The organism is Stenotrophomonas sp. 57, assembly GCF_030291075.1.
In the GTDB taxonomy this organism is placed as follows: Bacteria; Pseudomonadota; Gammaproteobacteria; order Xanthomonadales; family Xanthomonadaceae; genus Stenotrophomonas.
This window is the reverse complement of record NZ_CP127407.1, coordinates 86,210-101,720: the sequence shown is the minus strand read 5'-3', so window position 1 is coordinate 101,720 and position 15,511 is coordinate 86,210. Positions and strand designations below refer to the sequence as shown.

Sequence of the window (15,511 nt, the reverse complement as noted above, 5' to 3'; positions counted from 1 at the left end):
TGCCATGTGACCCCTCGCAATCCGTACTGGCTCCATCTTCCATGGCCTACGAACTCGCCAAGCGCACCGCCGATGCCGAGCAGAAGCTCGCTACCCGCGACGGCCTGCCCGCGCGCGACGGCGCCCTGCTCAGTGCGCGCCTGCAGCGCCGCTACCAGGACCGCATCACCGGCAGCTTTGCCATTCCGGGCCGCGAAGGCCGCTACGCGCCCCTTCCCGGGTCGGTACCGCCGGCCCTGGCCGCCGCGCTGAAGGCCCGTGGCATCGAGCAGCTCTACAGCCACCAGGCCGAAGCGTGGGAGGCCAGCCAGCGCGGCGAACACGTGGCCATCGTCACCCCCACCGCCAGCGGCAAGTCGCTGTGCTACACCCTGCCGGTGGTCAGTGCGGCCATGCAGGACAAGGCCAAGGCGCTGTACCTGTTCCCGACCAAGGCCCTGGCCCAGGACCAGGTAGCCGAACTGCTGGAACTCAACCGCGCCGGCGATCTGGGGGTGAAGGCCTTCACCTTCGACGGCGACACCCCCGGCGATGCGCGCCAGGCGATCCGCCTGCATGGCGACATCGTGGTCTCCAACCCGGACATGCTGCACCAGGCCATCCTGCCGCATCACACCAAGTGGGCACAGTTCTTCGAGAACCTGCGCTACATCGTCATCGACGAGGTGCACACCTACCGCGGCGTGTTCGGCAGCCACGTGACCAACGTGCTGCGCCGGCTCAAGCGCATCTGCGCGTTCTACGGTGTGCAACCGCAGTTCATCCTGTGCTCGGCCACCATCGGCAACCCGCAGGCGCATGCGGAGGCCCTGATCGAGGCGCCGGTTACCGCCATCACCGAATCCGGCGCGCCCAGCGGACCCAAGCAGGTGCTGCTGTGGAACCCGCCGGTGATCAATCCGGACCTGGGCCTGCGTGCCTCCGCACGTTCGCAAAGCAACCGCATCGCGCGCATCGCGATCAAGTCCGGGCTGAAGACCCTGGTGTTCGCGCAGACCCGCCTGATGGTGGAAGTGCTGACCAAGTACCTGAAGGACATTTTCGACCACGACCCGCGCAAGCCGCCCCGCATCCGCGCCTACCGCGGCGGCTACCTGCCCACCGAGCGGCGTGAGACCGAGAGGGCGATGCGCGCCGGCAACATCGACGGCATCGTCAGCACCTCGGCGCTGGAACTGGGCGTGGATATCGGCAGCCTGGACGTGGTCATCCTCAACGGCTACCCCGGCAGCGTGGCCGCCACCTGGCAGCGCTTCGGCCGCGCCGGTCGTCGCCAGCAGCCCGCGCTGGGCGTGATGGTGGCCAGCTCGCAGCCGCTGGACCAGTACGTGGTGCGACATCCGGATTTCTTTGCCGAGGCCTCGCCCGAACATGCGCGCATCGCGCCGGACCAGCCGTTGATCCTGTTCGACCACATCCGCTGCGCGGCCTTTGAACTGCCGTTCCGGGTCGGCGATGGCTTCGGCCCGATCGATCCGGAAGTGTTCCTGGAAGCGCTGGCCGAAACCGAAGTCATCCATCGCGAAGGCGAGCGCTGGGAATGGATCGCCGACAGCTATCCGGCCAACGCGGTCAGCCTGCGCGCCGTGGCCGACGGTAACTTCGTGGTGGTCGACCGCAGCGATGGCCGCCAGCAGATCATCGCCGAAGTCGACTATTCCGCGGCCGCGCTCACCTTGTACGAAGGCGCGATCCACATGGTGCAGTCCACCCCTTACCAGGTGGAAACGCTGGACTGGGAAGGCCGCAAGGCCTATGTCACGCGCACCCACGTGGACTACTACACCGACAGCATCGACTTCACCAAGCTCAAGGTGCTGGACCGCTTCGATGGCGGCGTGGCCGGCCGTGGCGATTCGCACCATGGCGAAGTGCACGTGGTACGCCGCGTGGCGGGCTACAAGAAGATCCGCTATTACACCCACGAGAACATCGGCTACGGGCCGGTGAACCTGCCCGACCAGGAACTGCATACCACCGCGGTGTGGTGGCAGCTGCCGCAGGCGCTGCTGCTGCGCGCGTTCGCCAGCAAGCAGGATGCGCTGGATGGCTTCCTCGGCGCCGCCTACGCACTGCACATCGTCGCCACCGTGGCGGTGATGGCCGATGCGCGCGACCTGCAGAAGTCGGTCGGCAACGGCGATGGCTCGTGGTTCGCGGTCGCCGACCAGACCGGCCGTGGCCAGCTCCGCGGCGGCGAGGGTGATCCCGGCATCGTCGAGCTGCTGCAGGAGTTCGTGCCCACAGTCTATCTGTACGACAATTTCCCCGGCGGCGTCGGCCTCAGCGAGCCACTGTGGCAGCGCCAGGCTGAACTGGTGCAGCGCGCGCGCGAACTGGTGCAGCGCTGCGACTGCAAAGCCGGCTGCCCGGCCTGCGTGGGCCCGGTGCTGGCCGCGCAGGAAGAGGATGACACCTCGCCGCGTGCGCTGGCGCTGCGCGTGCTCGACCTGTTCGATGCCGAGGCCTGCCAGCATGTGCGCGACGTGGTGGTGACCACACGCGAGCCGATGGAACTGCTGGCACCGTGAGCCTGAGCCTGGACAAGCTGCGCCTGCTGCGGAAACAGGCCGGTGACCCGAAGGCGAGCACGCCGCCCGCGCCCGAGCCAGCACCCGCCACGCAGGCCCCGGTGGCCGCCAACGATGCACGTCAGCCAGCAGCGGAGCGTTCGGTGTTCGCCTGGGTCGAGCAGGAGATCCGCCACAAGCCGACCGGCGCGGCGGCACCTGCCACGGCGCCGCCCGCGCTGCGTCGGCCCGAGGTGGGCAGCCTGCATCGCCTGCTCGGCCTGCGCACCCGCGGTGGTGCCGCGCCGGCACGCGCCAGCGCGCAGGACCGGCAGCTGCCCGGCGAAGAGATCGCACCGGGCCTGTTCCTGATCGAATCGCTGCAGCCGCAGGCGATCCCGGCACAACCGCTGTCGCTGGATTTCGCCCGGCGCGAGGGCGAACACGTGGCTGCGCGCGACCTGCTGTTCTTCGATACCGAAACCACCGGCCTGGCTGGCGGCACCGGCACCCGTGCCTTCATGATCGGCGCCGCTGACTGGCACGAGTGCCCGCAACGCGGCGAAGGCCTGCGCATCCGCCAGCTGTTGATGTCCACCATGGCTGCGGAAGACGCGATGCTGGCTACGTTTGCCAGCTGGCTGCAGCCGACCACCGTGTTCTGCAGCTACAACGGCCGCAGCTACGATGCGCCACTGCTGAAGGCACGCTATCGACTGGCCCGCCAGCGTTGCCCGATCACCGCACTGGATCATTTGGACCTGCTCTATCCCACGCGCCGCCGCTATCGCGGCACGTGGGAGAACTGCAAGCTGTCCACCATCGAACGCCAGCTGCTGCGCGTGGTGCGCGAGGACGACCTGCCGGGCTCGGAAGCACCCGGCGCCTGGCTGCGCTTCCTGCGCGGCGGCGATGCGGTGAACCTGCGGCGGGTCGCCGACCACAATCACCAGGACGTGGTGACGCTGGCCCTGCTGCTGCAGCGGCTGGTGCGCGAGGAACAACGCGAACGCGAGACGCTGGCGCTGGTCGGGCAGTAGGCGTTGACGCGGCCTGACGGTGGCAGCGGTGACACTGCCGCCACCATCCACGCTTGGAGCCCGACCATGCGCCTCAGTCCCCTCGCCCTGCTCGCCATCCTGCCGCTGGCCGCCTGCAGCCATGCCGGCAGCAGCACCGCACACGAGAGCACACCACCGCCCGCTGCCGAGGGCGTGCACGAGTGCAAGCCGGACACGCTGGACGCTTTCACCGGCAAGACCGCCGACGAAGCCACCGTGAAGCAGCTGGTGAGCGCCAGTGGCGCGCGCAATGCGCGGGTGGTCAAACCGGGCATGGCGGTGACCATGGACTTCCGCCAGGACCGCGTGACCGTGCAGGTGGATGCGCAGAACAGGATCGAGCGCGCCAGCTGCGGTTGATGTTCCGCCGGGTGGCGCCGGGCCATGCCCGGCGCCTTCCGTCTTCAGGTGTGCCGCTGCGCTCGCCGGGCATGGCCCGGCGCTTCCGCCGTTTTCAGAGGCGCTCGGCCTTGCCGCTGGCCAATGCACGGGCGATCACCAGCTGCGCCTGCTGTGCCGCCCGCGCGTGCACCTGCGCCTGGCGTTCGCCCAGCGCGGCCTGCTGGCTGCCCAGCGCCGCCTGGCGGCTGGCCAGTTCGGCCTGCTGGCTGGCCAAGCGGTTCATGTCGCGGGTGCGGCTGGACTGTGCGGCCTGGCTGCGGGCTTCCTGCATCGCGCGACGTGCCGCGGCGGCCGCCTCACGGGCGGCTTCACGCGCAACTGCGGCGTCGCTGGTCGCCCCGCGTGCCGCCTTCGCGGCTTCGGCGGCGGCTTCGCGATTGATGTCGTGCGCGCTCATCGCACTGCGCGCAGCCTCGACCGCCACCAACGCGATACGGCGCGCCTCCTCGCCCTGCAGCCGGCCCATCTCGCCCATCTGCTTGCCGAGTGCGCTCTGCTGGCGACCAAGCGCACTCTGCTGGCGACCCAGTGCGCTCTGCTGCTGCCCCAGATCGGACGCACCGGCGTAAGCACGCTGCAACGACTGGACCAGCATCGGGTCACGCACGATGTAGCGCTCACTGCCCTGGCGGAACCACAGCGCCGGTCCCTTGCCGAGCTGCTTGCGCGCCAGCGTCACGTCGTCGATGCCGCCGTTGGCGAAGGTTGAATCACCATCGACCAGCACGAACGCCTGCGGCGGCGACGTGCTCAGATCCAGCCGCCCGTAGGTGGTGATGGAGGAACTGCGCGAGGTGCTGCGGCCGACGTCGATGCCGGGGTCGACGTCGACATCCACGTCAACCGCCACATCCGCATCGTCCGGGCCGGACAGATCCTCGACGTCGGCAGGCTCGGCGGGCGGCGCAGGGGCCACCGGCACCTCCGGCGCGCGCGCCGACATCGGCGGTGCAGGCGGAACCTTCGGCGCCGGCGGCGGGGGAACCACGGCCTTCGGTGCAGCCGGCGGCGCGGGCGGGGCCGGCGGCACCGGCGCTGCGACCAGCCGCATCGGCGCCACGCCCACCACCACCACCGCGGCAGTCAACGCGATCGCCAGCAGACGCGGGCAGGACCGGTGCGACTGCAGCGAGAGCAGGCGACGCTTGAGGCTGGTGGTGCTTGGTGCGGCGCTGGCCACGCCCAGGTGCGGCTGCGGTGCCACGCCCAGCTGCAGCAGCAGGCGGCCATAGGCCTGGCGGCTGGCACCGTGCTGGCCGACCACCGCCGCATCCACCGCTTCCTCGCGGGCCTGGGCGTATTCGCGCACCGACAGCCGCAGCAGCGGGTGGAAGAAGAACAGGTGCTGGGCCAACGCGGGCAGCAGGCCCCACTGCAGGTCACGACGCTGCAGGTGCTGCAGTTCGTGGGTCAGTGCCAGGTCCAGCGCGTCGCCCTGCAGGGCGTTGTCGCCGGCCGGCAGCAGCAGCACTGGGCGGAACGGCCCGATCAGCTGCGGCGAGTCCACCTGCGCGCTCATCCACAGCCGCGGCGCAGGGCGCACGCCGTGCGCGTCGGAGGCCAGCTGCAGGGCCTGCACCAGCGCCTCGTCCTCGCAGGGATGGGCCGCAGCCAGCAGTGCGCGGCAGCGGCGCCACTCACCGAAGGTGCGCAACGCCATCAGCAGCACGCCGGACAGCCACAGCGCAGCCAGTGCGACCGCCCACCACGCAACCGCCGGCACGTCCGCCGCAGGCATCGGCATCGCGGCCAGCAGCTGCGCCGAGGCTTCCGGCGCCAGTGGGTACACCAGATCAGCGGCAACGTCAGTGGCGGTCATCGCCACCGCCTGCGGTGCCGGCAGCCAGGCCAACTGCAACGGCTGGCTCCAGAACAGGCCGAGCACGGCCTGCAGCGAGACCAGCCACCACAGGCGGCAGCGGGTGGCCGCCGACAACGACGGCAGCGCGCGGCACAGGCCATACACCAGGGCCACCAGCAGCACGGTCTGCAGGCTGGTCCAGCCCAGCCGTTCCAGCATCGGGATCAGCATCGTGGTGTCCATGGCTCAGCCCTCGTGGCGACGCGATTGGAGTTGGGCAACCAGCGCTTCCAGCTCGGCCAGCTCGTTGTCGCTGACCTGCTGGCGCTGCGACAGGTAGGCCACGAACGGCGACACCGACCCCTGCAGGGTGTTGTCGACGAACTGGGCCACGGCACCCTGCAGCACGCTCTGCGGGCCACGGGTGGCCTGGTAGCGGTAGACGCCGTCCTGCTGCCGGCGCTGAAGATAGCCCTTCGCCCGCAGCCGTTCCATCATCGTCAGCACGGTGGAGCGGGCCAGGCCACGGGCCTCGCCGTAGCCGCTGGCGACCTCGCCCACGCTGGCCGGCGCATGTTCATCGATGTACTGCAGCAGGGCCAGTTCCTGGTCCCCTATGGACTTGCCACGCATGACACCACTCCCTTGACTACACGTGTCGTCACTGTCAGCTTGACGACAACTGTAGTCAATCCCCCGGAAGTCATGGGCCGACGAACGGTAGGCCTATCCGGGGCGGTTAAACCTTTTCCGCCGCCGGTGCATCCGACCCTCGACGCCTTTCTGGAATCCCGCATGTTCCGCCCAACGCTTCGAGTCGTGCTCATGCTCATCAGCGCCCTGCCCCTCGCCGCGGTGTCCGCCAACCAGGACCAGGCCAACGACCAGACCCGCCGCTTGGTCCGCCAGATCATGCTGGACGAGCGCATTCCCGGGCTGCAGCTGGCCGTGGTCAAGGACGGCCAGATCGTGCTCTCCGAAGCCTACGGCCTGGCCAACGTGGAGAACGGCGTGCTCGCCTCGCGCGACACCCGATTCCCGCTCAACTCGGCCACCAAGGCCTTCACCGGGGTCGCCATCGCACAGCTGGCAGAGCAGGGGCGAGTTGATCTGGATGCACCGGCCTCGCGCTACCTGGACGATCTGCCGGCGGCATGGCGCGAGGTGCGCGTGCGCCAGCTGCTGGCCCACACCTCGGGCCTGCCGGACATCCTCGATGCGAACGGCCTGCTGGGCGCGGGGTCGGAAGCACAGGCATGGACGGCGGTCAGCGCGCGACCGCTCGAAGCGGCACCCGGGCAGCGCTTTGCGTACAACCAGACCAACTACCTGCTGCTGTCGCGGATCATCGCGCGGCAATCGGGCATGCCCTACGAACGCTTCCTGGCCACCGCCCAGTTCAGTGGCGCACGCATGGCACGCACTACCTTCGGCGACAGCTATGACCTGATTCCGGATGTGGCGACGATGTACAGCCTGGCGCCGCGCGCCACCGATGCCGCCGACGCGCCGACGCGCCTGTCGCACTGGTTCTACGACGTGCCGCCGAGCCTGTGGGCCGGAGGCGGCATCCTCACCACTGCCGATGACACCGCACGCTGGCTGGTCGCGTTGACCGAAGGCCGCCTGCTGCAGGACCCGGCGCGGGAGCGCATGTGGACTGCCGAGCGCCTGGCCGACGGTCGCGCCGGTGCATGGGCCGGCGGCTGGCCGGTACTGAACGCCTCGCCCGACCTGCAGGTGGCCGGCATCGGCGGGGCGCGCTCGGCCTTCGTGGTCTATCCCGAGCGCGGCGTGGCGGTGGTGATGCTGACCAACCTGGTCGGAGCCAATCCGCAGCGCTTCATTCCACGTATTGCCGATCTGTACGCGCCCGCCCCGACGGCTGCGGGCCCTACCCCCGCGGCCCGCCCATCACCGGCAGGACCACCCCGCTGATGTAGCTGGCGCAGGCCGGCGATGCCAGGAATACGTAGGCCGGCGACAGTTCTTCGGGTTGCGCGGGCCGCCCCATGTCACTGTCCTTGCCGAACTCCGCAACATCTTCGGCCTGCTTGTCGGCGGGGTTCAGCGGCGTCCACACCGGACCCGGCGCCACGCAGTTGACCCGGATGCCACGCGGCAGCAGCTGGCTGGCCAGCGCCTTGGTGAACGCATGGATCGCGCCCTTGGTGGCCGAGTAGTCGATCAGTGCCTTGCTGCCGAACAGGCCGGTCTCCGAGCCGGTGTTGATGATGCTGGCGCCCTCGCCCAGGTGTGGCAGCACCGCGCGTGCCATCTGGATGTAGCCGCCGATGTTGGTCTGCAGGGTTTCCTGCAGGTGGGCGTCTTCGAGGTCTTCCAGGCGCTCGCAGTGCAGCTGGAAGGCCGCGTTGTTGACCAGGATGTCGATGCCACCGAAGGCCTTGGCGACCTGCTTCACCGCCCTGTTGCAGAAGCGCGGGTCGCGCACGTCACCGGCGATCACCACGCAGCGCCCGCCTTCGCGCTCGACGTGCTGGCGGGTGATCTCGGCATCCTCGGCTTCATCCAGATGCAGCACTGCAACGTCCGCACCCTCGCGTGCGAACAGCACCGCGACCGCGCGGCCGATACCGGAATCGCCGCCGGTGATGATCGCGCGCAGGCCCTGCAGCTTGCCGCTTCCCGCGTAGTCCGGCGCGAGGAAGCGTGGCGCCAGCTCAAGTTCGTGTTCATGCCCGGGCTTGGGCAGCTGCTGGGCGGGCATGACCTCAGGTTGCCTGCGCGCACCGGCCTGGGTGGCGGTCTTCTTTGTTGCCTTCTTCGCGGCGCGCGCGTCCTTGGCCTTTTCCTGGTCCTGCAGGCGTCGCTGCCGGGAAGCCACACGTGCCGCACGCGGATCGCTGGCGGCGGCCTTGCGGGTGGCGGTCTTCACCACGCGTGGCCGAGCGGTGTCGGCCGCGGTCTTCGTCGCGGTGCTGCCTTTGCGCACCTTGGGCGAAGCTTTGCGGCGGGCGGGGGTCTTTGTAGTGGTGGCCATGCAGGTCTCCTCGGGAGGGAAAGGGGCTGCCGGCCAGCGGCCGGCACTACCGGGGGCGGCATCCGCCGCGCCTGCAGTGTCCCTGTCCGGGCTGTCGGCGGCAGTGAGCGCACCGTGTCCACGATGTGCACGGCATTCATTCCACGACCACGCCTGCCGTCGCACCCTGCACGCACCCACACGAGGAACGTCTCCATGAAACATGCCATCGCCACTGCCGCTCTTACCCTCGCCCTCGCTGCCTGCAGCAGTACGCCGATGGCCCAGGTGCAGCCGATCGACGGCGTGATTTCCGGCCAGTGCCACAGCGACATGGTGCGCGGGGCACTCGGCCTGGCCGCTTCGGCCGCTACCGTCGAACGCGCGCGCGTGGACAGCGACAGCCTGCACGTGCAGGTGCTGCGTCATGACGGCCCGCGGGTGCCGCCGGCGCACGAAGGCGGTGACCGCCTGACCATCGAGAAGGGCCGCACCAACAACATCACCGCGATCTACTGCGGATAACCGCCGTCGAGCAAGCCCGACGCTACGTCGCGCCGCCGCGCTTGGACAGCCGCCGCGCGCGGCGCAGTAGCTTCAGCGTCGCCTGTTCCCACTGGCGCGGCCCACGCAGGCCAGCCAGTTTCGCCAGTTCGCCGCGCTCCCAGCCGGCGAACACGCAAGGGTCGATATAGGCCTTGCGGCACACCGCAGGCGTATTGCCCAACTGAGCCGCCACCTTGCACACCACCTCACGCTGCACCTTGGCCAGCGCGCGCTGGCTGGCCGGTTCGGGCAGCTCGGTGGCGGCGAACGCCTGTACTGCAGCCAGGGTGCCGCCCCAGGTGCGGAAATCCTTGGCGGTGAAATCCTCGCCCATCACCTCGCGCAGGTAATCGTTGACCGCACCGGAATCGACCGGCTGGATCACACCGTCGTCATCGCGGTACTGGAACAGGGCCTGGCCAGGCAACTGCTGCACACCGCGCACCAGCGTGCCGAGCCGGCGGTCGCCGACCGTTACTTCATGCAGCTGCCCGGATTTGCCGCGGAAGCGCATCCGCACGCGCCCCCCACGCAGCAGGTCCAGGTGCCGGTTGCGCAGCGTGGTCAGGCCAAAGGATCTGTTTTCCCTGGCGTAGGTTTCATTGCCTACCCGCACCAGGGTGTCGGCCAGCAGCGCGACCACTACCGCCAGCACCTTTTCGCGCGGGAAGCCACTGCGCTTGAGATCGCGGCCAAGCCGGCGACGCAGCGCAGGCAGTGCTTCGCCAAAGGCGATCACCCGGTCGAACTTGCCGGCGTCACGCACCGCGGCCCAGTCGGCGTGGTAGCGGTACTGCTTGCGCCCGCGTGCGTCGCGGCCGGTGGCCTGCAGGTGCCCGTTGGCGTGGGCACAGATCCACACGGCGGTATAGGCCGGCGGAATTGCCAGGGCGCGGATGCGCTGCAGGGTGGCGGCCTCGCGCACGGCATGGCCGTCGGCATCGCGGTAGGCAAAGCCTTTGCCGGCGCGGCGGCGGCTGATGCCGGGCTGGGTGTCATCGACATAGCGCAGACCTGCGGCGCGCGCGGCCTGTTGTTCCGGGGTGGGGGGCGTTGGCATGGCTGGGAGTGTCGCGGGTGCGGCGCGGTGATCCTGTCGATAACGCAAGACAAACACGTGAGGGTCGGTTCGCCGCTATGCTCGGGTTTTCACAGTCCCTTCCGGAGTCATGATGTCGTTTCCGATTCGCGCCCGTTCGCTCTCCGCCCTGTTGCTGCCGGCCGTGCTGGCCCTGACCGCCTGCCAGGCGCCGGCGCTGGATGAACAGGATTCGGCCACGGCCCATGCCCAGCAGGCGGCCGAAGCCGCCAAGGCACCGGCCGACGACGCCGGCAAGGCCACCGAGGCACCGCCGGTCGGCACCTGCGACGCCAGCCAGGTGCAGAGCCTGGTCGGCCAGCCCTACACCGATGCCCTCGGCAAGCAGGCCCAGGAAGATGCCGGCGCCAACCAGGTGCGCGTTCTCAAGCCCAATGATGTGGCCACGATGGAGTTCCTCGGCGACCGCCTGAACATCGAAGTGGACGACAAGGGCGCGGTCAGCGGCGCGCGCTGCGGCTGAGTCCGGCCCCGCGCCGGCACGGGGGTGCCGGCGCGTTCTGTTGCACCTGCAACCGTGTATTGCGGCGTTGCAGCAACCTGTGATCTAGTCGAGGCATCCGGTGGCCTCACGATGCGCTCCAGGGAATGAGCGGGGACGAGTGTCGCCGCCAACCCTATACGCATCGAGGTAGAGATGGCCCCCCGCAACCGCCAAGGGCTTTACGACCCGCGCTCCGAGCGCGATGCCTGTGGATTCGGCATGGTCGCCCAGCTCGACGACCAACCTTCGCGCCTGTTGGTTGATACCGCCATCGCCGCGCTTTCGCGCATGACCCACCGTGGTGGCGTTGCCGCCGATGGCCTGACCGGCGATGGCTGCGGCCTGCTGCTGCGCCGCCCCGATGCGTTCCTGAAACTGCTGGCCAGCGAAGCCGGCATCACCATCACCACACGCTTCGCCGCCGGCCTGGTGTTCCTGCCGCACGCTGCCGATGCGGCGCAGGCCTGCCGCACCCGATTGCAGGAAGAACTGGAAAAGGTCGGATGCCGGGTGGCGGGCTGGCGCGACGTGCCCACCGACGACAGCGTCTGCGGCCAGCTGGCGCGCGACACGCTGCCGCGAATCGAGCAGGTGTTCGTCGATGCCGGAGTCGGCCAGGATGACGCCGGCTTCGCGCTGGCGCTGTTCCTGGCCCGCCGCCGCAGCGAACAGCAGCTGCGCGAGCACGCCGACTTCTACGTCACCACGCTCACCCCGGATGCGATCAGCTACAAGGGTATGGTGCTGCCGGACAAGCTGAGCCGCTTCTACCCGGACCTGCAGCGCCGCGAACTGGCCTCCAGCGCGATCGTGTTCCACCAGCGCTTCTCAACCAACACGCTGCCGCGCTGGCCGCTGGCGCACCCGTTCCGCATGCTCGCCCACAACGGCGAGATCAACACCATTGAAGGCAACCGGCGCTGGGCGCAGGCGCGCAGCAAGGTGTGGAAAACCCCGCGGTTCGACATCGCCGAGTTCGATCCTGTCATCTCCATGCACGGTTCGGACTCGCAGAGCCTGGACAACATGCTGGAGCTGATGGTCGCCGGTGGCATGGAACTGATCCAGGCGCTGCGCATCCTCGTGCCGCCGGCCACGCAGTCGCTGGAGTTCAAGGACCCGGACCTGGCGGCGTTCTACGAGTTCCATGGCCTGAACAGCGAGCCGTGGGACGGCCCGGCCGGCATCGTCGCCTGCGACAGTCGCTACGCCGTGTGTACCCTCGACCGCAATGGCCTGCGCCCGGCGCGCTGGATGCTGACCGCCGACCGCCACTTCCTGGTCGCCTCCGAAGCCGGCGTGTGGGAAGTGCCGACCGAGCGCGTGGTGCGCAAGGGCAAGCTCGGCCCCGGCGAGATGGTGGCCATCGACCTCAAGCGCGGCGACCTGCTCGATTCGGACGCGGTGGATCGCATCAACCGTGGCCGCGCGCCGTACAAGCAGTGGCTGCAGCAGGGCGTGACCTACCTGCAGACCGAACTGATCGATCCGTCGCTGGTGGAAGAGCCGTTCGACGAAGGCACCCTGCGCAGCTACCACAAGCTGTACCAGCTCAGCAGCGAGGAAGTGGAGCAGGTGCTGCGGCCGCTGGCCGAGACCGAGCAGGAGGCCACCGGCTCGATGGGCGACGACACGCCGATGGCCGTGCTCAGCCAGCGCAGCCGCCCGCTCTACGACTATTTCCGCCAAGCCTTCGCGCAGGTCACCAACCCGCCGATCGATCCGCTGCGCGAAGACTGCGCGATGTCCCTGTCCACCCAGCTCGGCAAGGAGACCAACATCTTCCATGCCGGCCCGGAGACGGTGAACCACGTCATCCTCAACTCGCCGGTGCTGAGCCAGCGCAAGCTGCGCCAGCTGCTGAAGATGGACCAGTACGTGCAGGCCAACCGTCTGCTCGACCTGTCCTACAGCGAAGACGAAGGCCTGCGTGCCGGCATCGAGCGCATCTGCACCGAGGCCGAACAGGCTGCGCGCGACGGCATGGTGATGCTGCTGCTGTCCGACCGCTACCCGGTGGCCGGGCGGCCGATGGTGCATGCGCTGCTCGCCACCAGCGCCATCCATCACCACCTCTCGCGCCTGGGCCTGCGCTGCGATGTGAACCTGATCGTCGAGACCGGCACCGCGCGCGACCCGCACCACATGGCCTGCCTGCTCGGCTTCGGTGCCACTGCGGTGTATCCGTATCTGGCCTACCAGACCCTGTTCGATCTGGGCCGCCGCGGCATCCTCAAGCTCAGCAAGGGTGGCGAGCAGTCGCAGATCGGCCGCCGCTACCGCAAGGGCGTCTACAAGGGCCTGTCGAAGATCATCTCGAAGATGGGCATCTGTACCGTGGCCAGCTACCGCGGTGCGCAGCTGTTCGAGATCATCGGCCTGGAACCGGAGGTGGTGGACCTGTGCTTCCCGGATACCGCCTCGCGCATCGGCGGCGCCGGCTTTGCACGCCTGGATGCCGATGCGCGTGAGCTGTGTGCGCAGGCCTGGGACGCGCAGCAGGACGTGGATGTCGGCGGCCTGCTGAAGTACGTGCACGGCGGCGAGTACCACATGTACAACCCGGACGTGGTCACCACCCTGCAGCGCGCGGCGCGCAGCGGTGACCCGCGTGCGTGGCAGCAGTACTGCGATGCCGTGCATGCGCGCCCGCCGTCGGCGCTGCGCGACCTGCTGGAACTGGTGCCGGCGGCCACGCCCGTGCCGCTGGAAGAAGTGGCGCCGGCCAGCGCGCTGTTCCCGCGCTTCGATACCGCCGCGATCAGCCTCGGCGCGCTGTCGCCGGAGGCGCATGAAGCCCTGGCGATCGCCATGAACCGCCTCGGCGGCCGCAGCAATTCCGGCGAAGGTGGCGAAGACCCCGCGCGCTACGGAACCGAACGCCGCAGCAAGATCAAGCAGGTGGCCTCCGGCCGCTTCGGCGTCACCGCTGAGTATCTGGTCAATGCCGAAGTGCTGCAGATCAAGGTCGCGCAGGGCGCCAAGCCCGGCGAGGGCGGCCAGCTGCCGGGGCACAAGGTCAACGAACTGATCGCACGCCTGCGCTACGCACGGCCGGGCATTGGCCTGATCTCGCCGCCGCCGCATCACGACATCTATTCGATCGAAGACCTGGCGCAGCTGATCTACGACCTCAAGCAGGTCAACCCGACCGCGCTGGTGTCGGTGAAGCTGGTCAGTCATGCCGGCGTCGGCACGATTGCCGCCGGCGTGGTCAAGGCCGGTGCGGACCTGATCACCATTTCCGGCCATGACGGCGGCACCGGTGCCTCGCCGGTCAGCTCGATCCGCTATGCCGGCGTGCCGTGGGAACTGGGCGTGGCCGAAGCGCACCAGGCGCTGCTGGCCAACGACCTGCGCGGGCGCACCCTGCTGCAGACCGACGGTGGCCTGAAGACCGGCCTGGACGTGGTCAAGGCCGCGCTGCTGGGCGCGGACAGCTTCGGCTTCGGCACCGCGCCGATGATCGTGCTGGGCTGCAAGTACCTGCGCATCTGCCATCTGAACAACTGCGCCACCGGCGTGGCCACCCAGGACGAGCGCCTGCGCGAGAACCACTTCACCGGCCAGCCCGAGCGCGTGGAGAACTTCTTCCGCCTTCTGGCCGAGGAAGTGCGTGGCTGGCTGTCGTACCTGGGCGTGCGTTCGCTGGACGAGATCGTTGGCCGCACCGACCTGCTTCGGCAGATCGAGGCGGCGCCGCGCGACGGCGTGCGCGTGGATCTGTCGCGCCTGCTGGCCGACAGCCGCTACGAGGGCAGCCACTGCGCCGCACAGCGCCTGTACGAATCGCCGGACAGCCTGGCCACGCAGATGGATGGCCTGCTGGCCTCGGCCATCGAGCACAAGCGCGGCGGCGAACACCGCTTCCTGATCCACAACACCGACCGCAGCATCGGCACCCGCCTGGCCGGTGCGGTGGCGCGCGCGCATGGCAACCAGGGCATGGCCGAGGCACCGCTGGAACTGCGCTTCCGCGGCAGTGCCGGGCAGAGCTTCGGCGCTTTCAACGTCGGTGGCCTGCACCTGGAAGTGGAAGGCGAAGCCAACGACTACGTCGGCAAGGGCATGGCCGGCGGCCGCCTGGTGGTACGCCCGCCGCGTGGCGCCCGCTTTGAGGCACGCAGCACCGCGATCATCGGCAACACCTGCCTGTATGGCGCCACCGGTGGCGAGCTGTTCGCCGCAGGTCGCGCGGGCGAGCGCTTCGCGGTGCGCAATTCCGGCGCGCTGGCCGTAGTCGAAGGCGCCGGTGATCACTGCTGCGAGTACATGACCGACGGCGTGGTGCTGGTACTGGGCAAGGTCGGCCTGAACTTCGGTGCCGGCTTCACCGGTGGCCTGGCGTACGTGCTGGACGTCGACCGCGATTTCGTCGACCGCTACAACCACGAGCTGATCGACATCCATCGCGTCTCCGCCGAGGGCTTCGAGAACTACCGCCAGCACCTGCACCGCTTGATCGGCCGCCACCGTGAGCTGACCGGCAGCATCTGGGCGCAGCAGATCCTGGACGAGTTCCGCGATTACATCGGCAAGTTCTGGCTGGTCAAACCCAAGGCTGCCAGCATCGAGTCGCTGACTGAAACCCTGCGCCGCGCCGCCTGAGCGCGCGCACTGCACTGCCG

At 69.2% G+C, this 15,511-nt stretch carries 11 protein-coding genes; 7 read left to right on the top strand and 4 right to left on the bottom strand.

Annotated elements, in window-relative coordinates; translation table 11 throughout:
* Positions 1-41 precede the first annotated feature (41 nt).
* The 3 genes from QP512_RS00420 (at position 42) to QP512_RS00410 (ending at position 3,931) form a co-directional block, all read left to right on the top strand.
* Entirely contained in the window at positions 42-2,531 is a 2,490-nt protein-coding gene (locus QP512_RS00420) for a DEAD/DEAH box helicase (protein ID WP_286070514.1), read from the top strand.
* A complete protein-coding gene (locus tag QP512_RS00415) occupies positions 2,528-3,550 on the top strand; it encodes a ribonuclease H-like domain-containing protein (RefSeq protein ID WP_286070513.1) in 1,023 nt (340 codons plus the stop codon). The genes QP512_RS00420 and QP512_RS00415 overlap by 4 nt, the downstream gene beginning before the upstream one ends.
* A 66-nt stretch (positions 3,551-3,616) precedes the next feature.
* Complete coding sequence (locus QP512_RS00410) at positions 3,617-3,931, top strand: I78 family peptidase inhibitor (RefSeq protein WP_286070512.1); 315 nt, start codon at positions 3,617-3,619, stop codon at positions 3,929-3,931.
* Positions 3,932-4,025: 94 nt separating this feature from the next.
* On the opposite strand, the gene QP512_RS00405 is transcribed toward QP512_RS00410, so the two are convergent.
* Positions 4,026-6,017, bottom strand: a complete 1,992-nt coding sequence (locus tag QP512_RS00405; protein ID WP_286070511.1) for a M56 family metallopeptidase — start codon at positions 6,015-6,017, stop codon at positions 4,026-4,028.
* 3 nt (positions 6,018-6,020) lie between these two features.
* Positions 6,021-6,407, bottom strand: a complete 387-nt coding sequence (locus tag QP512_RS00400) for a BlaI/MecI/CopY family transcriptional regulator (RefSeq protein ID WP_019338681.1) — start codon at positions 6,405-6,407, stop codon at positions 6,021-6,023.
* A gap of 192 nt (positions 6,408-6,599) precedes the next feature.
* Between QP512_RS00400 and QP512_RS00395 the strand changes: the two genes are divergently transcribed.
* Entirely contained in the window at positions 6,600-7,712 is a 1,113-nt protein-coding gene (locus tag QP512_RS00395) for a serine hydrolase domain-containing protein (protein ID WP_286070510.1), read from the top strand.
* Here QP512_RS00395 and QP512_RS00390 read toward each other — a convergent pair.
* Entirely contained in the window at positions 7,669-8,775 is a 1,107-nt protein-coding gene (locus tag QP512_RS00390; protein ID WP_286070509.1) for an SDR family oxidoreductase, read from the bottom strand. The genes QP512_RS00395 and QP512_RS00390 overlap by 44 nt on opposite strands.
* Positions 8,776-8,970: 195 nt before the next feature.
* Between QP512_RS00390 and QP512_RS00385 the strand changes: the two genes are divergently transcribed.
* Entirely contained in the window at positions 8,971-9,279 is a 309-nt protein-coding gene (locus QP512_RS00385; RefSeq protein ID WP_286070508.1) for a hypothetical protein, read from the top strand.
* A gap of 22 nt (positions 9,280-9,301) precedes the next feature.
* Here the strand turns inward: QP512_RS00385 and QP512_RS00380 are convergent, their stop codons facing one another.
* A complete protein-coding gene (locus QP512_RS00380) occupies positions 9,302-10,360 on the bottom strand; it encodes a DNA topoisomerase IB (protein WP_286070507.1) in 1,059 nt (352 codons plus the stop codon).
* A 112-nt stretch (positions 10,361-10,472) separates the two neighbouring features.
* Here QP512_RS00380 and QP512_RS00375 point away from each other — a divergent pair, with 112 nt between their 5' ends.
* Both QP512_RS00375 and gltB read left to right on the top strand, forming a co-directional pair.
* A complete protein-coding gene (locus QP512_RS00375; RefSeq protein WP_286070506.1) occupies positions 10,473-10,862 on the top strand; it encodes an I78 family peptidase inhibitor in 390 nt (129 codons plus the stop codon).
* Positions 10,863-11,036: 174 nt separating this feature from the next.
* Entirely contained in the window at positions 11,037-15,491 is a 4,455-nt protein-coding gene (gene gltB, locus QP512_RS00370; protein WP_286070505.1) for a glutamate synthase large subunit, read from the top strand.
* The last annotated feature ends 20 nt before the right edge of the window (positions 15,492-15,511 follow it).